The 23,168-nt window shown below is 62.5% G+C and carries 20 protein-coding genes; 1 reads left to right on the top strand and 19 read right to left on the bottom strand.

The genetic code is table 11. The annotated features are described in order from the left end of the window. Positions 1 to 53: 53 nt before the first annotated feature. The 11 genes from ACUN0E_RS08965 to ACUN0E_RS08915 form a co-directional block, all read right to left on the bottom strand. Complete coding sequence (locus ACUN0E_RS08965) at positions 54 to 800, bottom strand: HpcH/HpaI aldolase family protein (RefSeq protein WP_408484636.1); 747 nt, start codon at positions 798 to 800, stop codon at positions 54 to 56. A 68-nt stretch (positions 801 to 868) separates the two neighbouring features. Next, complete coding sequence (locus tag ACUN0E_RS08960) at positions 869 to 1,570, bottom strand: GntR family transcriptional regulator (RefSeq protein WP_408229353.1); 702 nt, start codon at positions 1,568 to 1,570, stop codon at positions 869 to 871. 83 nt (positions 1,571 to 1,653) lie between these two features. Next, positions 1,654 to 1,839: a hypothetical protein gene (locus tag ACUN0E_RS08955; RefSeq protein WP_445566338.1), complete on the bottom strand. Its 186-nt coding sequence runs from the start codon at positions 1,837 to 1,839 to the stop codon at positions 1,654 to 1,656. A gap of 11 nt (positions 1,840 to 1,850) precedes the next feature. Continuing rightward, positions 1,851 to 2,948, bottom strand: a complete 1,098-nt coding sequence (locus ACUN0E_RS08950; protein WP_445566337.1) for an LLM class flavin-dependent oxidoreductase — start codon at positions 2,946 to 2,948, stop codon at positions 1,851 to 1,853. Further along, positions 2,945 to 3,181 carry a hypothetical protein gene (locus tag ACUN0E_RS08945; protein ID WP_445566336.1) on the bottom strand — a complete coding sequence of 79 codons (237 nt, stop codon included), beginning with the start codon at positions 3,179 to 3,181 and terminating at the stop codon, positions 2,945 to 2,947. Before ACUN0E_RS08945 ends, ACUN0E_RS08950 begins: the two co-directional genes overlap by 4 nt. A gap of 13 nt (positions 3,182 to 3,194) precedes the next feature. Beyond that, positions 3,195 to 4,613: an amino acid permease gene (locus ACUN0E_RS08940; protein WP_408229365.1), complete on the bottom strand. Its 1,419-nt coding sequence runs from the start codon at positions 4,611 to 4,613 to the stop codon at positions 3,195 to 3,197. A gap of 61 nt (positions 4,614 to 4,674) precedes the next feature. Next, complete coding sequence (locus ACUN0E_RS08935; RefSeq protein ID WP_408229368.1) at positions 4,675 to 5,817, bottom strand: aminotransferase class V-fold PLP-dependent enzyme; 1,143 nt, start codon at positions 5,815 to 5,817, stop codon at positions 4,675 to 4,677. 58 nt (positions 5,818 to 5,875) lie between these two features. Then, positions 5,876 to 6,964: a porin gene (locus ACUN0E_RS08930; RefSeq protein ID WP_445566335.1), complete on the bottom strand. Its 1,089-nt coding sequence runs from the start codon at positions 6,962 to 6,964 to the stop codon at positions 5,876 to 5,878. Positions 6,965 to 7,074: 110 nt separating this feature from the next. Beyond that, positions 7,075 to 8,463 carry an MFS transporter gene (locus ACUN0E_RS08925; protein WP_408229374.1) on the bottom strand — a complete coding sequence of 463 codons (1,389 nt, stop codon included), beginning with the start codon at positions 8,461 to 8,463 and terminating at the stop codon, positions 7,075 to 7,077. An 80-nt stretch (positions 8,464 to 8,543) separates the two neighbouring features. After that, positions 8,544 to 9,728 carry an acetylornithine deacetylase gene (gene argE / locus ACUN0E_RS08920; protein WP_408229377.1) on the bottom strand — a complete coding sequence of 395 codons (1,185 nt, stop codon included), beginning with the start codon at positions 9,726 to 9,728 and terminating at the stop codon, positions 8,544 to 8,546. A gap of 100 nt (positions 9,729 to 9,828) precedes the next feature. Further along, complete coding sequence (locus ACUN0E_RS08915; protein WP_445566334.1) at positions 9,829 to 11,031, bottom strand: pyridoxal phosphate-dependent aminotransferase; 1,203 nt, start codon at positions 11,029 to 11,031, stop codon at positions 9,829 to 9,831. Between the two features lie 600 nt (positions 11,032 to 11,631). On the opposite strand from ACUN0E_RS08915, the gene ACUN0E_RS08910 reads away from it, so the two are divergent. Beyond that, positions 11,632 to 12,189 (top strand): sugar O-acetyltransferase, encoded by a 558-nt coding sequence (locus ACUN0E_RS08910; protein WP_445566333.1) that lies wholly within the window; start codon positions 11,632 to 11,634, stop codon positions 12,187 to 12,189. A gap of 340 nt (positions 12,190 to 12,529) precedes the next feature. On the opposite strand, the gene ACUN0E_RS08905 is transcribed toward ACUN0E_RS08910, so the two are convergent. The 8 genes from ACUN0E_RS08905 to ACUN0E_RS08870 form a co-directional block, all read right to left on the bottom strand. After that, positions 12,530 to 14,704: a carbohydrate-binding protein gene (locus ACUN0E_RS08905; RefSeq protein ID WP_445566332.1), complete on the bottom strand. Its 2,175-nt coding sequence runs from the start codon at positions 14,702 to 14,704 to the stop codon at positions 12,530 to 12,532. 389 nt (positions 14,705 to 15,093) lie between these two features. Continuing rightward, a complete protein-coding gene (locus ACUN0E_RS08900) occupies positions 15,094 to 15,288 on the bottom strand; it encodes a heavy-metal-associated domain-containing protein (RefSeq protein WP_445566331.1) in 195 nt (64 codons plus the stop codon). Between the two features lie 232 nt (positions 15,289 to 15,520). Further along, positions 15,521 to 17,014, bottom strand: a complete 1,494-nt coding sequence (locus ACUN0E_RS08895; RefSeq protein WP_445566330.1) for an aldehyde dehydrogenase — start codon at positions 17,012 to 17,014, stop codon at positions 15,521 to 15,523. 109 nt (positions 17,015 to 17,123) lie between these two features. Further along, positions 17,124 to 18,554, bottom strand: coding sequence for an amidase family protein (locus ACUN0E_RS08890; RefSeq protein WP_445566329.1), 1,431 nt, complete (start codon positions 18,552 to 18,554; stop codon positions 17,124 to 17,126). 1 nt (position 18,555) lies between these two features. Continuing rightward, on the bottom strand, positions 18,556 to 18,987 hold the full coding sequence (locus ACUN0E_RS08885; protein WP_445566328.1) for a cupin domain-containing protein: 432 nt from the start codon (positions 18,985 to 18,987) through the stop codon (positions 18,556 to 18,558). A gap of 73 nt (positions 18,988 to 19,060) precedes the next feature. Beyond that, positions 19,061 to 20,353: an NAD(P)/FAD-dependent oxidoreductase gene (locus tag ACUN0E_RS08880; protein ID WP_445566327.1), complete on the bottom strand. Its 1,293-nt coding sequence runs from the start codon at positions 20,351 to 20,353 to the stop codon at positions 19,061 to 19,063. A gap of 56 nt (positions 20,354 to 20,409) precedes the next feature. Beyond that, positions 20,410 to 21,948 carry a DUF3138 family protein gene (locus ACUN0E_RS08875; RefSeq protein ID WP_445566326.1) on the bottom strand — a complete coding sequence of 513 codons (1,539 nt, stop codon included), beginning with the start codon at positions 21,946 to 21,948 and terminating at the stop codon, positions 20,410 to 20,412. Between the two features lie 36 nt (positions 21,949 to 21,984). Then, positions 21,985 to 23,106, bottom strand: coding sequence for a polyamine ABC transporter substrate-binding protein (locus ACUN0E_RS08870; RefSeq protein ID WP_445566325.1), 1,122 nt, complete (start codon positions 23,104 to 23,106; stop codon positions 21,985 to 21,987). Positions 23,107 to 23,168 lie beyond the last annotated feature (62 nt).

Raw genomic sequence — 23,168 nt, 5'->3', positions numbered from 1 at the left:
GCCGCAGCGCACGCATGACGCGTCGCCGCACATCTCTACCGCTGTCTGCTTCGTTACGCGGTGCGGGCCTTCAAAGCGGCGCGCGCATCGACCACACCGCGTCTGACCAGCTCGATATCGTTCGCTACCACCGCCAGCGCGTAGCCGGCTTCGAGCCGCATGGCGGCATCCGCGGCGCTGGACGTAAAAATGCCGCACGGCAGGCCGCTTTCCAGCGCGGCCCGTCGGACCTGTTCACAATCGCGTTCAATGTCGGCAGGCAGGGTCGCGCCGCGCGACATGGCGAGGTCTCCCGTGCCGATAAATATGTAGTCCACGCCCTTCGTCCGCGCAATCGCGCTTGCATGTTCGACACCCGCGACGGTTTCGATCATCACGCCGACCGCCACTTCACGGTTGGCTTCGAGCAGTGTCTCGACGCCACGCAGCAGGGGACGCACACCGCCCGCGGAGCGGGTACCCTCCGGCGGATAGCGGCTCGCCGACGCGGCATCCGCCGCGGCGCGCCCGCTTTCGATCAAGGGAATCAGGACCGAATGCGCGCCGGAATCGAGCGCCTGTGCGATCGAAGTCGGCGAGTCGTCGGCGCAGCGCACAATGACGCGCGTACTGTTGCGCACGATCCCCACCGCCGCTTCAAGCGATGCACGGTCCCACAAGCCGTGCTGCATGTCGATCACGATTGCACCTGGCCGCGCATGTGCAGCGATTTCCGCGATTGCCGGACTGCCTAGCGCAAGCCAGATGAGGTCGATCGGTTGTTTGTCATGCAGCATCGAAAGAATCGGGGTGTCGTGCACACTGTCTCCTGCTTTGGTTCTGAAGTTCGGCGCCAGCGGCACCTTTAGCTTTGAAGTGTTACCTGCGGTCATTCGTCCGCTTTTTCACCGTTGAGCAATGCGAAATACTGTTGTTCGGCGTTCAGCATGAATTCGAGCATCGCCACCTTGATCAGCTTCGGGTCGCGTTCGACAAACGCTTCGAGCAACGCCCGCATGCCGTCGATTACGATCTTCTGCGTTGAACGGTTGTTGAGCGTGCCGAGGCGGACCTGCTGCGCGTGATCGACGAAGCGCAGGATGGTGAAACGCAGGCGCGCGTTCTGGACTGCCTCGAGCCACGTGGCACGAAACTCGACGTTGGCCGAAATCATCTGGTCGACGTCCTGCTTGTCGTACGCGCGGCGCGCCTTCTGATACGCCTTCTTGAGCTCGGCTTCCTGCTTGTCCGTCAGCACCGCCGCCGCGCTTGCCGCCGCAGCCGGTTCGAGTAGCCGGCGCACTTCGAAAATCTCGTGAATGTCGTCGCTTGTGATGGTCGGCACCACAAAGCCACGCGTTGTACCGACCAGATAGCCTTCGTTCGCGAGCCGCAACAGCGCCTGACGAACCGGCATGCGGGTGCAGTCGAATTCCGCGGCGATTTCGTAGTCGAGCACGCGCTCTTCAGTACCGATCTCGCCACGTTGCAGACGCCCACGCACTTCCTGATAAATGCTTTCGCTAAGCGTGGTCGGCTTGAGTGCGGTTCGCCGCGGAAGTTTGACAACCTTGTCATCGGACTGGGCCACAATGATTCCTTTTTCTAATTTACGAATTCTGAATTCAGATTATGGTGAAGGGGCACGTTAGTCAAGCAGTAGATGCGCTACCTTCAGCTTGTACGGCGGGGAGAGGATGAAATTCCCCGTCGCGATAGACAAGTGACGCCCAGCGGTATGCCGTGCGTACTGCGTGCGGCCACCACGCACACACCGGAGGCGAGACGGCGCATTCCGCCGCGAAACGCTTCGGCGAGCGGCAGGTCGGTGGAAAGGAACGCTTCGGAGGTCGGGTTCATCTTTCGTATCCTCAATCGACGCGCAGGCCGGCTTCACGCATCAATGGCACGACGCGCTCGCAGAAGAACGGCAGTTCGTCGACATAATTCACAAACGAGAGCGCCGCACCGGCAAAGCCGGCCTGATGCATCTGCACCAGCGTATCGACAATCTGTTGCGGCGTGCCGACCAGCGGGAAGGTGCCCGTGCCCGCGGCGAAGCGCTGCCGGTACAGGCGATAGGCTGCGTCGTCGTGGCTCTGACTAAAGCCTTTCTTCTGGCGCATGTGGTAATCGAGCGCGGCTTCGTCCGCGTGATCGCGCGAATAATGGTCGTAATAGGCGCGCGCTTCCGCTTCGGTTTCGCGGCACACCACGTGCCCTACCGTGTAGACCAGAACGTCGCGTTGCACCGCGTGCGCGCGCTGACGGATATCGTCGATGTGCTGACGCCCCGCGTCGAGTTCGGAGAACGTCGTGAACAGACAATCGCAATGCCGTGCGGCGAAATCGCGCCCCGGCGCTCCGAACGCTGCATTCATCGTCACCGGACGCGGCGTCTGCACCGCTACAGGTCGTGAAATGGCCTCCTTCAGTTGATAGAAGCGGCCATCGAAATCGAACGGTTCCGCCGACGTATAGAGCCGCTGAAGGATCTCCGTCCATTCGGCGGCCTGCGCGTAGCCTTCGGGATTCAGTTGCATGCCGAACATCGCGAATTCGTCGGGATTCCAGCCGCAGACGATGTTCAGCCCGGCACGCCCATGGCTGATGTGATCGACGGTCGCCAGCGCTTTGGCCGCATACAGCGGATGCACGAGCGGAACGTGAACCGTCATGAACAGCGCGATCCGTTGTGTCACCGCGGCCAGCGCGGCAGCAAACGTGAAGGTTTCGAACGACCACTGGCGCACGTCCGTCGCGCCGCCGAAACCTCGCCAGCGGGCGATCGGCAGGAAGAAGTCGAGCCCGCCCTGGTCAGCGATTTGCGCCGCGCGCTGCACGTCGTCCCAGCCAGCGCGCCAGCGTTCGGGAACAGTCGTAAAACTTAAGCCACCGTCGGCATTGGCTGAGAAAACACCCACCTTGAAGGGATTGGGTCCGCGCATCGGATTGGTAATGAGGCTCACGTTGTCTCCCTGTCTTTGGCCGGCTGTAACGGCAACTGCAACGACCGGCTTGTCATCGGATAGTGGGTGCTGTTGCCACCCAGCGACGGTGCATGTAGCGAATGTTCACGCAGCGCGTGCCGCACCGGCGAATGCAGCGCGCGGGTCAACGCGGCGCGGTCATCGAATACGACCTTGTTGCGCTGCGCGGCCCGTGCGCGTGGATAAGACAAAGCGCCCGGCCAGTGCTGCATGACGGTATCCGGCTCAAGTCGAGACGGCGGAAAGCCCGGCAAGCCGCTTGCGGAACAGGAAGTACACGAGCGACACCAACAGCAGCCACGGTACGCCGACGATCCACGAGATGTTCCAGAAACTGGTGTCGAGCCCCATCGTGATCAGAATGGCAGCCAGCAAACCAATACCGAGAATCTGCGCATACGGGAAGAACGGCATGCGCACCGGTAGCTTGCGGCCGCGCCATGCGCGCCGGAACTGCAAGTGCGTCACGAGGATGACGATCCACACCATGATCCCGCCGAACAGCGCGATGCCAAACAGATAGTTGTACGCCAGCGGACTCAGGAACGAGATGAGCGCGGCCACCAGCACGCCGAGCCCGGAAACCAGCGTGGCGGCGAGCGGCGTACCTCTTGCCGTCAGCTTTCCCAGCCAGCGGGGTGCGAAACCGCCACGGGCCAGCGAGAACATCATCCGCGACGACAGGTACAGGTTCGTGTTCATGCTGGACAGTGCCGCGGTGACGACGACAAAGTTCATCAGCCCGGCGGCATGGCGCACACCCGCGTGTTCGAACAACCTGACGAACGGGCTTTGCTGAACGATCTTCGCGCCGGCTTCCGTCCACGGCAGATAGGTAATCATGATGCCGAGCGCGAGTAGGTAGAACAGCGTGAGACGCAGCACCATCGAACGCAATGCGTGCGGGATTGCCTTCTGCGGATCGCGCGCCTCGCCCGATGTCACCGCGACCACTTCAACGCCGTAGAACGAGAAGATTGCCATCAGTACGCCCATCCAGACGCCGCTGAAACCATGCGGCATGAAGCCGCCCGGCAGCCCGGTCAGGTTATGCATCCCCACCGGCTCCGTATGCACGCCCGCCCCGAACATTCCCAGGCCGCCAAAACCAAAAATTGCCGCAAGACCGAACACGATGAACGCGATGATCGCGACGACCTTGATCAGCGCGAACCAGTACTCGAACGAACCGAAATTGTTCACCGAGCGGCAGTTCACGTACACCAACACCGCGCCGAAGGCGAGCGACCACCACCACACCGGTATGCCGGGAAACCAGAAGCCCATGTAGATGCCGACCGCGAGCGCCTCGCCGCCCACCGCGACGACTTCGATCACCCAGTACGTGTAACGCACGACGAACCCGGCCCACGGGTTCAGATACATCTCGGCATAGGTGCCGAACGATCCCGCCGACGGATGGGCAACGGCCATTTCGGCGAGACTGAACACCATGATGACCGCTACCAGCGCGGCAATGGCATAGCTGATCAGCACCGCGGGGCCGGCATAGCCGATGGCAATGCCGCTGCCCATGAAGAGCCCGGTGCCGATCGCACCGCCAATGCCGATCATCGTGATCTGCCGCTGGCTCAGCGCTTTTTCGAGGCCGGCTTCCCGGTTTGTTGCGGGTGTGACTTCCATCTGAAGACTCCCAATAACTGGTGCAGGACGCGTGCAAAGCGCGTCGACAGGAACGTGCGGATCAGTCAGGCAAAAGCGCGGCGAGCCGGCTCGCGATCGAATCGTGCGTCAGCACACCCGGCGAAAAGCGCATCACGCGGCCTCGCGTATCGACCACAACGCCGCTCTCGACGAGACTGGCTTCCAGTGCTTGCGGGTCGATATGCGCGGGCAGTGTCGCCATCACGCTGCCGCCGCGTGCCGCGTCGGCGCGTGGCGAATGCAACGCGTAACCCTTGGCGTCGAGCACGTCGATCACGGCGCGGCACAGGCGCAGGTTGCGCTCGCGCAGTCCATCGGCCGCGCTGGACAGGCGCCACGCAAGACCCGGCGCGGACGCCACGAACGGCAGGAATGACGGCGTGCCGGTATCGAACCGGCGGGCTTCCGCCGCCAGCGAAAAGCGTGCGATATCCCAATTGAACGGATCCGGTTGACTGAACCAGCCGGTCATCTGCGGTGCGAGACCACTGTCGAGCAACGCGGGACACACATAACCGAGGCCGGTACCAGGCGCTCCGCACAACCATTTCAGCGTGGTTGTCGCGACGAAATCGACCGCCGGCCTGATCACGTCGAAATCGAGAATGCCCGCGCCTTGCGTGATATCGACGGCGATCAGGCTGCCCTGCTTGCGGCCGTGTGCAACGAGCCGGTCAAGATCCGCGCGCTTTGACGCGGTCGACGTGACCCACGTGATGATGGCGAGTGCGACATCGTCACGCCATGCATCAATGAACGCGTCGTCCGTGACCCACGAGGCACCGCTTGCAAGCGGCACGGTTTCGAGCGTGAACCCGAACGTGCCGGCCAGGCCCGACAGCAGGAAATGCAGACTCGGAAAGCAATCGGCGGCGATCAGCACCTTGCGGCCTGTCAACCGCGTGCCGAGCGCCGCGACAAACTTCCCGAATGCCTCGGTGACGTTTTCAGCGGCAAACACGTTGCGCGTATTGGCGTTGACAAGGCGTGCCCAGTCGTCGAGCACGCGTTGCCGTGCGGCGAGCCCTTCGTCCCAGCGCTTGAGACCGGGTGCGCACCAGCTCGAGGCGAACTGCGCCAGCGCGTCGCGCATCGCCGTTTCCTGACCGGGAAACAGACCGACCGAGTGGTACATGAGCCAGCCGTCGTGACTACCCGGCGATTGATTTGCATTCGATTGCATGAGTGAGTACGTGTGTGTGTGATGTGTCGCGGTAGAGGTCTGAGCGCCGTGGAGTCGCTCAGAACTTGTGGCGCATACCGAGGCGCAGCAACACCTGATTGCCGTTCGACGATGCAGGAATGCTGATAATTGCAGCGGTTGCGGATTCGCCGGTCGCGTGCATGATGATCGACTGCACGTACACGTCGGTGCGCTTCGACAGCAAATAGTCGAAGGTCAGATTCAACTGGTGATACCTGTTCGCACCCAGGGTGGTGAGCCCATAGCCGATGCCGTAGATCTGCGCGACGTTATGCGTGTAATTGAAACCGCCCTGGTAATTGCGGAACATCGCGGAGGGCAGTCCGTTCGCCGACTCGTACTGCGCCTGCGAATACACGCCATAGACCGTCACCTGCGAGAACTGATAGTCCGCGCCCGCGCCCCAGGTCCTCAGCTTGCTGCCGCCGACGTTGACCGGCGTCGCCGATCCCACCAGCGGCGAGATATCGAGCGTGGCGCCGCTGATCTCCGTATAGGCCACGCCCGCGCTGAAGTTGCCGCGTGCATAGACACCCGTGAAACTGTAGGTGCGCCCATTGCCGTTGATGTTGCCGGCAAGGTTGGAGAAACCGTACATCGCCCCTAACTTGAAGCCGGCGAGATCGGGCGACATGTACTTGACTGAGTTGTCGACGCGCTGTCCGCTCATCCGGTCGTTATCGAGCGGATTGTTCGCGTAGCCGCCCGCCGACCATGTCGGCGTGTAGTAGGTCTCCAGTGTGTCGCACATGAAGTCGTACTGATGCCCGGCGGTCAGCACGCCCCAGCGGTCGCCGGACAATCCAACCCACGCCTGGCGGCCGAACAGCGCACCGCCCTGCCCCAGTTTGCCGTTCTGCAACTGGTAGCCGTTCTCGAGGTCGAAGATGGCCTTCATGCCCCCGCCCAGGTCTTCAACGCCTTTGAAGCCGAGGCGGTTACCCTGCATGACGCCGGTGTCGAGAAACGGCACGGAGTGGCCGCCCTCGTTGCTGGCCCATGTGATCCCGGCATCGAGGATGCCGTACAGCGTGACTGTGCTTTGCGCGTGTGCGGCCATCGACATGCCGGCACAGCAGCCGGCGAAGAGCGTAGAGGCAGCAATATTTTTAGGCGTCGGTTTCATCGATCGCGATCAGGTTAGGGGTGAGACGAATGCGTCAGGCGAATTGAAGGAGACGCGCAAACATCACCGCGTCGGCGGGCGAACCGGTTGCTTTTTCAAAACGAAACGTCTTACTGCGTCCTGCTGTGATCCGTGACCTGACGCGAGCCGCCTGCGTCCGGGTTAAAGCGTGGCGCCTGCTCGTCCGCGAGGCGACGCGGCGTAGGCAGAAGCAACACGATGAGGCTGCCCGCCACCGCGCAGGCGGCCACACCAAGCATCGATACCGCCGTGTTGCCGGTGAGGTCCTGCGCCAGCCCCATCAGATAGGGGCCAAACAGACCGCCGAGTGCCGCGAGCGCATTCATCAGCGCGAAGCCGGCGGCCGCGGCGCGGTCTTTCATGAAGTTCGAGGCGAGTGCCCACACCAGCGGCGTCGCACCAATAAAGGCCGCGGTGGCGAGCACGATGCCCGCGATCGAGAAGAACGGCCGGCCGGCGAATATCACGCTGAAAACGAGTCCCACCGCGCCGACGATGCAGGCGCCGGCGATATGCCAGCGTCGTTCGCCAAAGCGATCGGAACTGCGTCCAAGCAAAAGCATCGCCACGCCGGAGGCGAGATAGGGAATCGCGGAAATCAGGCCGATGGTCCGGTAATGCACAAAGCCGGCGGCCTTGATAATCGTCGGCGTCCAGAACACCACCGCATAGATACCGAGATTCAATGCGATGAGCACGGAGCCGAGCAGCCAGACCTTGCTTTCGCCGAAAGCGTCACGAATGCGTGCACGCTGATGTGTACCGCTACGATCCGCTTCGACGATCGTGAGGAGGCGCTCCCTTTCGGCTTCGCTCAACCATTTCGCCTTGCGCGGCGAATCTGCGAGTCCGAGAAATACCGCAGCGCCGACGATCAGTGCGGGAATCCCTTGCAGGAGGAACAACCATTGCCAGTTACGCAGTGAGCCGACATTGGTGAACACATCCATCATCCAGCCCGACAGCGGACCGACGACCACACCGCCGGCCGCAGCTGCCGTAATCAACAACGAGATCACGCGCCCGTGCCGGCGTTTCGGATACCACTGGGTCAGGTAGTAGACCACCCCAGGCAGAAATCCCGCCTCGGCCGCGCCCAGTAGAAATCGCATCGTGTAGAACGCCGCCGGTGTCTTCACAAACAGCGTCAACATCGAAATCACGCCCCACGTGACCATGATTCGTGCAATCCATGCGCGGGCACCCACGCGGTACAGGATCAGATTGCTCGGCACCTCGAACAGCAGGAAACCGACGAAAAACACACCCGATCCGAAGCCGTAGACCGCCGCGCTGAAATGCAGGTCGTCGAGCATCTGCAGCTTCGCGAAACCGATGTTGACGCGATCGATATACGCGACGATGTAGCTGATGAAGAGAATCGGCATCAACCGCCACGTCACCTTGCGAAACAGATCGGCGTCGCGTGCGGTTTCAATCGTGTCGGGCATCGGCAGTGAAGAATGGGCGGTTGGCATGAATGCTTGTCGTGTGGCTCGAAATGGAACGACTCAGGGAACGACGGCGTCAGGGCGAAAACGAAGGTATCGCGACGGTTTTAGACCAGGCTCACCCGCTCGATCAGGCGGTCGATGAAACGCTCGCACTGGTAAAGCTGATCGAGTGACACGTATTCGTCGGCCTTGTGCGCCTGATCGATCGAACCCGGTCCGCACACGATTCCCGGCACCCCCGCGTTCTGGAAGAACGACGCTTCGGTGCCGTAGGCGACCTTGCCGCCGCGGCCGTTCGCGTCACCGAGAAGCGCCATGGCAAGACGGTGAATCTCATCCGACTCGCTTGCGTCGAGCGCCGGAATATTGCCGACGCATTCGAATGAAACGTCGGCCAAACCGTTGCGGGCGCGCATTTTCGGCAGCACGGTAGCGTCGACATACTGTTTGAGCGCGTCGATGAACCGGTCCGGCGAGACACCCGGCAGGAAGCGGTACTCAAAGTAAAACTCACAGTCGGCGGGGATGATGTTGCGGCCGTTACCGCCTTCGATCGTGTTGGTCGAGATGGTCGAGAACGGCACGTCGAAACCCCCGACGCGCTCGCCATGCGCCTCTTCTTCGTCCGCGAGATCCTGGATGCGCGAAATGATCCGCGACGCGTATTCGATCGCGTTCAAGCCCTTCGGCGTCAGCGACGAATGCGCCGCACAACCCCGCACGTGGCAACGGTAGATGCGCCCGCCCTTGTGGGCAGCGATCACGCGCATGTCCGTCGGTTCGCCGACGATGCAGCCCGACGGCGTCAGCCCCGCGTCTTTCATCGCCGCGATCAGACCGGGCACGCCGAGACAGCCTACTTCCTCGTCATAGCTCAGCGCGATGTGCAGCGGCTCGCGCAGCTTTGCTGCGCCAAAGCGCTGGGCCTGCGCCAGCACGACACCGATAAACGCCTTCATGTCGCACGCGCCGCGGCCATACACGCGGCCGTCGCGAATCTGCGCCGTGAACGGGTCGCTGGTCCACGCCTGACCATCCACCGGCACAACGTCCGTGTGACCCGACAGCACAACGCCGCCTGGCCCATTGCCGAAGGTGGCGAACAGATTCGCTTTCGAACGCTCAGCGTTGTAGTCGTAGCGCAGCGTCGCGCCGGCCGACTCGAGGCGGTCGGCAGCCCATTCGATCAACGCGAGATTGGAATTGCGGCTCGTGGTGTCGAAACCGATCAGCTGACTCAGGCAATCGAGCGTCGCTTGCGATGGCCGGGCGTTGGCTATGTCTGTCATCTGGAATCCCCGATACGGTCAAACTGCATGCGTGTCGCACCCTCGCGGGCGCATGGCGCCTGCGATCGATGCGAGTCAGCTGGAAAAGCGGCGAGAACCGCTAACCGGTCTGTATGACGGGTTGGGCGACGCGTGCGATGAACGGTGCGAGACGGTCCATGGCTTCGCTCAGGCTGGCATCGCTGCGCGCATAGCAAAGCCGGATCTGCTGCGCCGATTCAGCGCCAAAAGCAATGCCGGGTGCGAGGCCGACGCCGGCTTCGAGCACCGCCCGCTTGCAGAATTCGAGCGTGTCCGTTACGCCTTCGATCTCGAACATCAAATAGAACGATGCGAGATTAGGCACGACCCGCACGCCAGGCATCCGGGCGAAACGGTCGAGCACGATCTGACGTCCGCGCCTGCACCGCTCGACGAACGACTTCACGAACGGCTCGCCCTCGGTCAGCGCGAGTGCGGCGGCTTCCTGCGTGAAGACCTGGCCGCCGCTCGTATTGAACTGGATCAGTTTCTCGAAGTCCGCCGTCATGCTTTCGGGGAAAATCATCCAACCCATGCGCCAGCCCGTCATCGCCCAGGCCTTTGAAAAGCTGTTGACGACAAAGACGGGGTCGTCGGCTTGCGCGATTTCAACCATTGAAGGCGCGTAGGCACGGTCGTAGACAATGCGCTGATAGACCTCGTCGGCGATCAGTGCAATGCCGCGCTGCCGCGCAAAGTCGAGCAGGCGCTGCTGCGCCTCGCGCTCCATCATCCAACCGGTCGGATTGCCGGGCGACGCGAAATAAACGGCACGGGTACGGCCGTCGCAGGCCGCAAACACCTGCTCCAGATCGAGCGACCAACCGCTTTCGTCGTGGCCGAGAGGCACTTCGCGCACCTCGCCGCCGAGGATCGAAATCGCGCGCAAGATGTTCGGCCACGAGGGTGTGATGCAAACGACGTTATCGCCTGCGCCGACAATCGCCTGCGCGACCAGCATCACCGCATTCATACCGGACGATGTCGCGGAAATGCGGGCATCATCGATCCCGACGCCGCACAGACGCGCGTAATAGTCGCGAATGGCCTGGCGCAGCGGGGGAATGCCGCGGTTTTGCGAATAGAACGTCTTGCCTTGCGCAAGCGCGGCGCTGGCGGCCTCGCAAATGAACGCGGGCGTCGGCAAGTCGCTCTCCCCGGCCCACAAGCCGATCACGTCCGGGCGGTCGATCCCGAGCCGCCACACGTCGATGATGGGTGAATCCTCAAGCGCTGAGATCGTCGGCTTCACGATACGCGCAGCCTGCAATGCGTCTGGCACGGCTAGTCCTTTCCAGTTTAACGGGGGTGATCCTCCATGAGATCACCAGCCGGGATTTCGAACTAAATTCAACATTCTGAATTCAGATTATTTGCACATAATTTAGGTGTCAAGCTTTTCCCGGCTAGGGGTCTGCACGGATATGCGGCCGTCAGCGGGCCGGAAGGCCGATGGGGCATGACTTTCGGGGAGATGGCGGCGCTTGCCGATGCCTGAACGCGGAGGGATTTTGGATGAGTTCAGTGAATCGATGCGACGCATCGAATTCCGCTACGAAGAGCACGGCCGGCCAGACTGTGCGGCGGCAAGAAGCTGGTCAGCGCCGCGGCGAAGAAAGAGAAAGAGACCGCCGCGCTCGCTGCGTGCGGTAGCACCGCCCTAACAAAATACGCCCTGGAGAACAACCATGTCGAACACTCAGAAGCTCATCGCCGTTGTAGGCGCAACCGGCCCATGGATTATCGCGTCGAAGCCGCCCCGCAGCACCCTCGTTATCGGCGTCACATAGGGCTGGAATTTCCCCGCCATTTTTGTGACTATACTCAGCGCTCGCACGGCCGTCATGCGCCGCACGCTCGCGCAACCGGAGGAAAATAGAGAATGCCGAATGACGATCGCACCAGGACAATTTATAGCAGGACGCCGGAATCGGCGGACATGTTGGCAAACGTCAAACGAGCGATGGCGATCACCGCCACACTTAACCGTTTGACGTTCAACGATGCGGCCGAAATTCGTATCCTGTTCAGCGAACTGATCGGTAAAAAGGTAGATGAGAGCTTTTTATTGATCCCTCCGTTTTATACGGCCGGTGGGGACGAAATCCGCGTCGGACACAATGTCTTCGTCAATCAGAACTGCACGTTCTATGACCTTGGCGGCCTCGACATCGCAGACGATGTGATGATCGGGCCGAACGTGAGCATCATCACGACGGGCCATCCCCTTGATCCCTCGCAGCGACGCGCCGCCACAATCGGAAAGCCCATCGTAATTGAGAAAGGCGTGTGGATCGCGGCCGGCGCGACCATCATCGGTGGCGTAACAGTAGGCGAGAATTCGGTCGTCGCGGCAGGGTCGGTAGTCACCAGGGACGTTCCCCCGAATACGCTTGTCGGAGGGAATCCGGCACGGGTCATTCGTTCGATTGCTAACTAAGGGAACGTCCGCAAGAGGTCGGTTCCGAAGCTAAAAAGCGGATTAAGCACGCATCCGCTGCATCGAACGCCAGCGGGCTAACGTCAGAACTGCTTTCCAAACTTGCGGAGCTCGCGGGCAGAATGGGGATAGTCGAACTGCGAAGCAACTGAAGTCTTCAGGTAATGCGCGTCACAATGGGTGGCAGCGCGAATATGCAGACCGTAATGGTCCAAGCGAACTGCTGCAAACGCTATAAGGCTGTCCGCTCGCGTACTGTTTCAGCCTCAACGTTGCCTGCTTTCCTGGCTTGACGTTTGCGCCGCCGCTGGAGACGGCGGCGCAGATCCTTCAACTGAAGCTACTGCGCTGCCGGCGCGCCAACGCCATCGATGTCCGGTGCCCAACCCGAAGGATTCGAGAAGATTAGCGCGTTCGCGTTGCCCGACTTGAATGTGCCCGTCACAGCGAGAGTGGAGACGGTGCCCCACCCACCGCTCGGCGGAAACGAAACAGTGACAGGCGTTGATCCATTAAAGCTGATGTCCGCGGAGCGCGGCGACGAGTCGCCGTTCGCATAACCAATCAACACGGTATAGGTGCCGTCCGCGGCGACACTAATGTTGTTGATCGTCAGTGTCCCGCCGTTGCCAATATAGCCAACGTCCGAGCCGCCCGAACACCCGCTGCATGCCGAAATACGCGCGCCACCGGCGAGTACGCTGCTCGACGCTTCTGCTTCATAGGCGGCCTTGAATGGCGGTAGCGTCACCGGGCCGGCGACGACAGAGACGGTGCCAATCTCGGGCGCAGGCGCGGTGCTGTCCGCGCTCGACAGCGTCAGCGAGTTAACCCCGGTTTGCAGCGGCACGTAGACCGTTACCGTGCCAACGCGCCCTTCGCCGCCGGTCGGCGGAAATGCCACGGTGGTCGCCTGCCCGCCGTCTGTCGAAAGTTGTGCGGTCAACGTTTCGTGAGAGCGGTTCGCATAGGCAATCTCAACGTAGCCGCCAGTGCCAGTCGATGCGACGTTACCGAAGGTGACAGTGCCAAGTCCCCGAACGATCCTGCCGTCATCGCAGTCCGGGCAGTGCGTATACGATGCGCCACCGCCAAGTGAGGTCGGCTGGTAGGTCGTCGCAGCGACGTCCTGTCCGCTTACCGAGAGCATCACGGCGCCGCCCGCCGGCACCGCGGGCGCCGTATACGAAGTGGCAAACGAGCCGAGTTGCTTGCCGGCCCACAGATCACGCACGACCGCGCGCGCGTTTGGCACCAGGCCGAGTTGCTGCCACGTGACCGTCATCGGCGCGTCAGTCGTGCCGTTGTTGAACAGCACGACAGCACGCTGCCCCTGGCCGGCCAGAAGCTTCGCCCACACCTGCTGTGCGCCGGACTGTGCGACCTTTACGCCTTGTGTGCCAAGCGGGTCCTGGTCGACCGCAATGACGTCGGTGCTCGTCGTCAACCGCGTGGCATCCGCGGTCAGCGGCTTCGACAGGTCGTTGCCGAGAATCAGCGGTGCACCGGCGATCGCCCACAGGCTCATGTGCGCCTGATCGTGAACCGCCGTCATGCCCATGCCGACCACCATCATGTCGGGGTCGTTGTAGAAGCCGGTGTGCTGGGCCTCGGGGTGGTAGTTGCCAAAAAAGTTGCCGGTCACGCTGCCGAAGTTCGGCGCGCCGCTGTTCGGCCCATAGATGTCGCCCGTGGTTCTCCACATCCGGCCAACGCCGGCGGCCCACGCCCATGGTCCTTCGTTGAAGTCGGGGTACGTGCTGTTATTGCCGATGGTTCCCCAGTCGCAGATGCTGAGCGTCACGCGGTGGCCGGTCTGCACGTATGCCTTGTCGATCGCATCGGCGATGGCCGTATAGGCTTGCTGCGGATCATAGCCGGCTGCGCTGCCCCCGCAGAAGTCGACCTTCACGAAGTCGAATCCCCACTGCGCAAATTGCAGAAAGTCTTGATCGTAATGCGCGAAGCCGCTACCGACGAAATGCGTGCCGTTGGTCCGCGTGCCGCAGCCCTGCGGGCCGGCGTCGATGTAGATGCCCGCTTTCAGTCCCTTGCTGTGGATATATTGCGCAATGGCCGGCATGCCGCCCGGCCATTGCGTGTTGTCGATGACGAAGTTGCCGTTGGCGTCCCTCGTCCCTGAGGTCCACCAGCCTTCATCAGTGTTCACATACTCGTACTGCGCGCCGGATTTTATCTGCGCATTCAGTGCGGAAAGGCCATCGGCTTCGGCCTTGATCGTGTTGTAATTCACGTTCTCCGCAAGGCTGTTCCATGACGACCAGCCCATTGGCGGCGGCACCACGGCGATTTGACGCGAGCGGGGGCGGTTTTGCGGCGCCGCAGATTCGCTTTGCGCGGCAGCGGCCGCCGCGACCTGTTGACTATTCACCGAAGCGACGGCGCCGCTACCGCCCGACGCATCGCCGCCACAGCCCGACAAACCCAGCGACACACTCACGGTTAATGCGGTTAACAGCGAAAGGGCACAACGTCTGTACACGAGCAGGTTCATGTCTGTCTCCTGGTTGAACGCTTGACTCTTGCGGCAGGGCTGTTTTCGGGGATGACTATATTCAGGTCTGCTCTGGAACTCCAAAATTTTTTTGTTATCCCATCAGGTGGGAATGTTTAGGGATACAGAAATCTATGCGTAAAAGATAAATCACACGCACTTGATTGATCGACACGGCGACTGGATCCTCAAAGGCATTCGTTTCGCCATGCTGACGGCAATATGGGTTGACCAGTCATGCGGCATATAGCGTGCGTCGCGACACGTATCGCTCGAATGTCTGCTGTCGAGGGCGGCACCCACCCCATCTGGGTCGCGTGCCGCCGATCGCTAGAAGATGCCTGATGTGTATGAGCCCCACTCGCCGATCAGTCACTCATCGCTTCGAGTCACTGCTTGTCCGGATACCCGGCCTCGCTAAGCACTGCGAGGAAAGCGCTCTCGTCCAAGACGCTATCGACCCGAACTTCACGCGCGGGCGGATCGGCTTCGATGCGGGCTTGCGGGTCGACGCTCAGCAGCGCCTTGGTGACGGACTTGGCGCAGCCGTCGCAGGTCATGTTTGGAATGTAGAAACGCAGCATCTTGATCTCCTGGTTGGTTACCGTGTCTGACCAAGATGGGGTTTGACAGCGTGGTAAGGTCAACCGCTTTTTAACGATTTTTTTACTTCGACTTCGATGGCGAAATGCCTGCCCCGCGTTTGGGCGAACCCGGGAAGGGATGACCATCGAAGAACGCTGACCAGCGTTTGCGCGTGCAGCGCGTCATGCGAGGAAATCAATGCCGGGACGTTCTGGATCACCTGAACACCACCTATTGCAGCCGCGCAATCGTCGACTTCAACTCCGTATATTTCTCGATCGCATGCAGAGACTTGTCGCGGCCGTTGCCCGACTGCTTGTAACCACCGAATGGGAAATTCATGTCGTCAGCCCCTTCGTTGTAGCCATTGATCCAGACTGTTCCTGCACGCAGGCGCCTCGCCACCTCGTACGCAGTCGTCAGATCGCCAGACCATACAGCAGCCGCGAGGCCGTATTCCGTGTCGTTCGCGATGCGCACCGCTTCGTCAACGTCATCGAACTCGATCACGGCCAGAACCGGTCCGAAGATTTCTTCGCGGGCAATTTGTGCATCCGGCTTGACCTCGAACACGGTCGGTTCGACATAGAAACCGCCGGTCTCCTCCCTGACGCGTGCGCCTCCCGTCACGAGCCGGCCTTCCCGGCGACCCGCGTCGATATAAGCCGTCACGCGCTCGAACTGGATACGATCGACGATGGGTCCCATCGTCACAGACGGATCGAGTGGATGACCCGGCTCATAGGCACGTGCCGCGGCGGCCACTTTCGCGACGAATGCGTCCTTGATATCCCGGTGCACGAGAAGCCGCGAGCCCGCCGTACACACCTCGCCCATGTTGAAGAAAATCGCGTCGGCGGCCGCCTTCGCTGCGCGATCGAGATCGGGGTAATCGGGCAGCACGATGTTCGGTGACTTACCTCCGAGTTCGAGCCACACGCGCTTCAGGTTGGATTGCGCCGCGCATTCCATGATTTGCCTTCCGGTTCTCGTCGAGCCGGTGAACGCAATGCAGTCGACATCGTGGTGTAGTGCGAGCAGCCGGCCCGGCTCGGCGCCACCCGGCACAACGTTGAATACACCGGGCGGCAGGCCTGCCTCGTGCGCCAATTGGGCGATGCGAATGGCGGTGAGCGGCGACTTTTCCGATGGTTTAAGAATCACACTGTTGCCGACAGCAAGCGCCGGGGCAAACTTCCACGCCGCCATCAGGAGCGGAAAGTTCCACGGTACCACCGCAGCGACCACACCAACGGGCTCGCGCGTCACAAGACCGACGAGATGATGGTCGGTCGGCACGAGCTCACCACCCATCTTATCGATCGCCTCGGCATACCACTCGACACAGTGCGCAGCAGCCGGTACGTCGATGGCCGTCGTGTCGCCGATCGGCTTGCCCACATCGAGCGTCTCGAGCAAAGCCAGCTCCTCGAGGTGCTCACGCATCAATGCCGCCCAGCGCAGCAGCACGACCTTGCGATCGCGTGGATTCATGCCCGCCCATGTCTGCGTGTTGAATGCCCGCCGGGCCGACTTCACGGCCGCGTCGACATCCGCCTCGCGACAGTCGGCGACGTGGACGAGCACGCGGCCATCGATCGGACTCACACAGGCGAATGTCCTTTCGCTGTGCGCATGGCGCAGTGTGCCATCGATAAATGCACGCCCTTCGAATTTCATAAGGGTGGCTTTATTCTTCCAGTCTGAGAAATTTTTCTTATTCATCAGGATACCTATATGAATATTTATTGATCAAACACGGCGCGAGCGGTACCGCCGCGCCATGCGCATCACATCTGCAACGAATGGACCGGCGTGATGCCGGCGCCTTCGCTCAACCCGCGCAACGCATCACCGCACCGACGGGATCGATCGGTGTGCAAGTTCCCACGCGCGCCTCGATCGCTTCGCCCGCGGCGAGGCACAGCGCCTCCTGGAAGCGACCGGCGACAAGCTGAACGCCCGTCGGCACGCCGTCGCGTATACCGGTCGGTACGGACAGCCCCGGCAGTCCGAGCAGCGCGGTCGCGAGCAGCGGACTCTGCATGTCGAGGATGCGCCGCATCGCGTCGTCGCCGCGCTGGTCCTCGTCGATTGCGAACGGCTGCGCACACGAGACTGGCATCAGCAGCAGCGGATAGCGCCCGAAGAAGCGCTGCCAGTCCCGTAACAGACCGGTGCGCCGCGCCAGACCGTTCATGTAGCCAGTCAGGTCGAGCGGTGCAGCAAGGCGGCGCTGGCTGGCAAACGCAGTCCGGATCGCGTCATCGCCATGACGCATGATCACGTCGCCAAGCCCGCTCCGCGCTTCGTTGGTGACGAGGTCCAGCCACAACGCGCTGGCCTCGGCCATCTGCGGCGGGACGGTTTCTTCGACGATGCAACCCGCGTCCTCAAGCCAGGCCGCCGCCTGCCGGATCGCGTCGACGACCGCCGGGTCGGAACGGACACCGGGCAGTTCCGCACAGACGGCGACACGCGCAGGAAACGGCGCGCGATCGCCGACCGGCTCTACCGGCATCCACCATGCGTCGCGTGGATCGCCGCCCGCCATCGCCTCCAGCGCAATGCGCAGGTCACCAACCGTTCTCGCGAGCGGCCCCTGCACCGACGCGAGCTGGACTGCGAGCGTCCGGTCCTTCGCCTGCGTCGGGTTGTACGCGGGTACGCGGCCGGTACTCGGCCTCAGTCCCGCGACACCGCACGCGTAGGCCGGATAGCGGATCGAGCCCCCAAGGTCGTTGCCGTGCGCGATCGCGCCGATGCCGGCGGCGACCGCAGCCGCAGCCCCGCCGCTGGAACCGCCCGGCGTCAGGTGCGGATTCCACGGATTCAGCGTGCGGCCATGCAGATCGTTGCCGGTGAACCAGCGATAGGAAAACGCCGGCGCGTTGCTGCGGCCGATCACGATCGCGCCGGCCTTGCGCAGGTTCGCGACCACAGGGCTGTCCTCGTCCGCGACGAGGTCCTTGAACGCGCTCACGCCGTTGGTGGTCGCGTAGCCAGCCGTATCGACGTTGATCTTGACCGTCACCGGCACGCCGTGCAGCGGGCCGACCGGCTCGCGCCGCGCGATCGCCGCGTCAGCCTGCGACGCGGCCATCAACGCGCTGTCGGCCAGTACGTCGACAATCGCGTTGATGCCGGGATTCACATCCTCGAGTCGCTGCAGGCAGCTCTGCGTAAGTTCCGTCGACGACACGTCGCGACGCGCGACGCGCTCGACCATTTCCGCAGCGCTCAGACGCCACAAATCCTGAGTCATGTCATGCTCCTGGTTGATTCCGATGATTGACGTTGCAGGTCGAGCCGTCGCGCTGCGCATGCGACGGCTCGACCTGCGGGGCATGCGACGCATAAATCTTCCTGCACGCCTCTACCACCTCCCAGGTGCCGCGAAAACCAGTGGGAATCACAAAGCGATCCCCGGCGCGCAGCACCTTTTCGTTCCCTTGCATGTCTCGCACGATCGCCACGCCACTCAACATCTCGCAGTACTCGGATTCATCGTACTCGATCGTCCAATGGCCGGGCGTGCTCTCCCAGATGCCGGAGCTGAACTGTCCACAAGGACTGATGTAGTGATGCGTGAGCGTCTGCATCGGATTGCCGCCCAGCAGCAGCCCGCGCGGCACGCGGGACTGGGTCAGCTCCGCCGGGTCCCGCATCAGGTCAACGATATTCGTGATGTCTGTCATGAATGCATCCAAGGTATGCAGTGTTCGATATGGGTCAGGTACCGCGCGGCCGAACGTGCCGGCCGGCGCCGGCTCAAAGCGCGTCCATCATCCGGTGCCAGGTCATCGCGAGCATCAGCATCGGCGTGCGCAACAGGCGGCCGCCCGGGAAGTCGCGGTGCCGGATCTTGCCGAACAGGTCGAAGCGGGCGGCCTGTGCGTCGATCGCTTCCGCGATCAGCCGTCCCGCGAGCCCCGTGACGTTCACGCCGTGCCCGGAAAAACCCTGCGCGAAATACACGGTCGACTCGATGCGGCCGAAATGCGGCGCGCGATTCATCGTCGCGTCAACGAACCCGCCCCACGCGTAGTCGATCTTCACGTCCGCGAGTTGCGGAAACGTCTTCAGCATGTCTCGTCGCATCACGGCGGCGAGATCGCGCGGCGTGCGCGTCGAGCTACTCCCCTTGCCGCCCCACAGCATCCGGCGGTCCTTCGTCAGGCGGAAATAGTCGAGCGCTGCATTGCAGTCGCTGATCGCCACGTCCGTTGGCATTGTGTCGCTCGCCCTCGCGTCGCCGAGCGGCTCGGTCGCAATCAGGTAGGTCGCCACCGGCATGATCTTGCGCGCAAGCGCCGGCGCCAGCCGGCCGAGATAGGCGTTACCCGCGAGCACGACGTAGCGCGCGTCCACCAGCCCGCGCGCGCACGTCACCCAATGGCCTTGCGCGGTCTTCACGATTGCGTGCGCGCTCGTGTCCTCGTGGATCGACACCCCTGCGTCGCGCGCCGCGCGCGCCAGACCGAGTGTGTAGTTGAGCGGATGCAGATGGCCGCTGCCGGCATGGTGGAGCCCGCCCAGGTAGCGATCCGAAGCGACCACCTGGCGCATCTCGTCACGCTCGACATACCGGTACGCGCTACAACCGAAGCGCTTCTCGGCGGCTTCCCGCCAGGCACGCAGCGCGTCGACGTGGCGCGGCTTGTTTGCCGCGGTCACGTAGCCCAAAGTCAGGTCACAATCGATCTGGTGCTTCGCGATCCGCTCCTTGACGATCTCGACCGACTCGAGCCCCATTGCCCAGACGCGCCGCACGTCCTCTTGCGACATGTAGGACGAGAACGTATCGATGTCACACGAATAGCCCGCGATCAGCTGGCCGCCGTTGCGTCCGCTGGCGCCCCAGCCGATCTTCGACGCCTCGAGCAGCACGACCGAGTAACCGCGCTCCGCGAGACTGAGCGCGCTGGAAAGGCCAGTGAGTCCACCGCCGATCACGCAGACGTCAGCGGATACCGACGCATTGAGCGGTGGATAACACGTCCAGTCGTTCGCGGTGGCCGCGTAATACGACGGGACATGTGCTTGATTTTCGAACTTGAGCATGAAAAGCCTCGCGATCGGCGGCGGCCCTGTTTCCTCAGGCCGACGCCGGCATCGCATCAAAAAGAGTAGATGAATTGCGCGGCCAGGAGGTCGTTCGACTTCGCATACGTACCGTCACTACGCAGGAACACCTGATGGCTCGCCCAATCGTGCCGGTATTCCACCTTCACTGTGACCTGCTGGGTCGGATAGAACAGCAGGTCGAGCGCGGCGTCCTGGCGCGTCGCGCCCTTGCACTCAAAGCCGTGGTTGCTCGAAGCCGCCAGGCAATTCACGTCGACGCCGAAGCCGTTATACGGATCCATGCCATTGCCGTTGAGGGCGACCCCACCGCCACCGCCACCGTTCTTGCTGTCGACCAACAGGTCGTAGCGGGCCGTCACGCCCATCCGCCCGACCACCGGCAGCCTGAACTTCCGATGCGCGAGCAGCGACAGGCCGTACCACTGCGCCTGGCCGCCGTTCCATGCGCCATTCTGCTGTTGGCCGTAGTCGATTTCGGCGTTGTACTGTACGTCGGCCAGCGCGTACGTCGCATCGGCTTCGGTGAAGAAGAACGTGCCGTAGCCGTTCGACGCCTGGCCGCCCCAGCCGTAGCTGACCGAGCCTGTCGCCGGGTCGATCGCGCTCGGCAGCGTCTGCCGTCCGACCGCGAACGAGCCGCCGACGTCGAGTTGGCTGCCGCGGAAGTAGTCGACCCGCGCGGTGAACGTCGGCATGCGGTTGCTCGTCGTGATCGGATCACCGAGTGCGTTCGTGCCGGTCTGCGTAACCGAGCCGGCGGTACGGAACTGCTCGTTGCCGAGCAGGAATTTCCATGCCCACTGATCACCGGTGTAGTTCACACCGGCGCCGATCGAGCTGCCCGGATCCGAGAAGTCGTACAGCAGGTTGTGCGTGAGCGTCAGCATCTGGTTCGACTGCTGCATCTCGTAGCCGCTCAGCCCCGCCATCAGGCCGGCGACGACCGACGTGGTCGGTGTCAGCGGCACCGTCGCGATCGCGGTGTTCAGAATGTTGAGCCCGCTGTCGCCGTGTTCGTTCATCAGGTACATCCCGGCGCCGCGGTTCGGCATCAAGGTCACTTCGACGGAGGGCGCCATCGGACCAACGCCGAACGTCTTCTTGATGTCGAGGTACAGATCGCCGAACGTGCTGTTGTAGTACTGGTACGCGTTCTCGTGGTTTGCGAACTGGAACGACGACGTGCCCGCTGCACGGTTATACAGATAGGAGGGATCGATGTAGCCGGTCACCGACAGCCCTGCAATCGGGCCAGTTTGAGCAGCGTCGGTCAGCGCATCGACCTTCAGCTGCTGGCTCGCGGTCTGCTGCTTCAACTCGGCGACGTCGTCGTTGGTCAATACTGCCGGCGCCAGGCCGTAGTCCGCCGACGACGGATCGACCGCGGCCGTCCTCGCTGGCGCCGGCGCGGCGATGGGCTTCGCGGCAAGCTGCGACTGCAGCCCCTTGACCTCCTGCTGCAGCGTGGCGAGCTGCTGCTGCAGCGCCTTGATCTGATCGCCGGTCGGGCTCGCCGCGGCCAGCCCCGGCAGCACCCCGGCCACCAGCGCGCTGATTAACCTCTTCTTCATGAAACCGTCTCCTTGTTGTTGTTCGATTCGGACTCCTCAACCGCCGGACTTCAAGCGCAGCCACAGGCGGTTCTGCAAACGCGTGAGTTCGGCACTGATCGGCATCGCGAGCGACATTTTGGCAAGCGCGCTGTCAGTCACGTAAACGTTCGGATCCTGCGCGATCTCCGGCTTCACGAACGGGCGCGCGGCCTTGTTCGCGCTCGGATAGGCGATCTCGTTCGTGATTGCCGCGTTGGTCTTCGGATCCTCGATGTAGTTGATCCATTTCAACGCCGCCTCGGGATCCGGCGCATCCTTCGGGATCGCCATCGCGTCGAACCACAGCAGGCCGCCTTCCTTGGGATTCACGTAGCGGACCTCGTAACTGTGTTTCGCCTCCGCCGAGCGCCGCCGCGCGAGGCTGACGTCACCCGACCAGCCGAGCACCACGCACACGTCGCCGTTCGCAAGATCGTCCGCATAGCCCACCGAATTGAACTGCGTGATGTACGGACGAATCGTCTTCAGCACCTCGTAGGCCGCCTGATAGTCCGCCGGGTTCCTGCTTTCCGGGTCCTTGCCCATGTATTGCAGCACCGCCGCGAATGCCGCGTCCGGCGCGTCGAGCAGCGATACGCCGCAGCCCTTCAGCTTCGACACGTTCGCCGGATCGAACAGCAGCGCCCAACTGTCGGTCGGCGCATTGTCACCAAGCCGCTTCCTGACGGCCTCGACGTTGTAGCCAACCCCCGTCGTGCCCCACGCCCACGGCACGCCGTACTGGTTGCCGGGATCGGCCTTCGCCATCATCTTCATCAGCACCGGGTCGAGGTTCGCAAGGTTCGGTATCTTCGACTTGTCGAGCTTCTGGTAGACGCCCGCCTGGATCTGCCGCGCGAGATAGTTCGACGTCGGCACGACGATGTCGTAGCCGGAACTGCCGGTGAGCAGCTTGGTCTGCAGCGTATCGTCGCCGTCATAGCTGTCGTAGCGCACCTTGATGCCGGTCTGCTTCTCGAAGATTGGCACCGTGTCCTTCGCGATGTACTCTGACCAGTTGTAAACGTTCAGATTGGTGTCGCCGGCCTGGACGGACTGGCTCGCCGCGAACGCGAGGCTGGCTGATGCGGCGAACACGATCCTGACGATCGGGCGGCGACGAAAACGGGCACGCATAGAAAATCTCCTGTTAGGGTGAGTCGGCCGCCCCGTTCAATGCGGATACTGCCGATAAGCAA

This window comes from Paraburkholderia sp. D1E, from assembly GCF_052682275.1.
The sequence above is the reverse complement of the archived record's forward strand: the minus strand, read 5'-3'. Positions and strand labels throughout refer to the sequence as shown.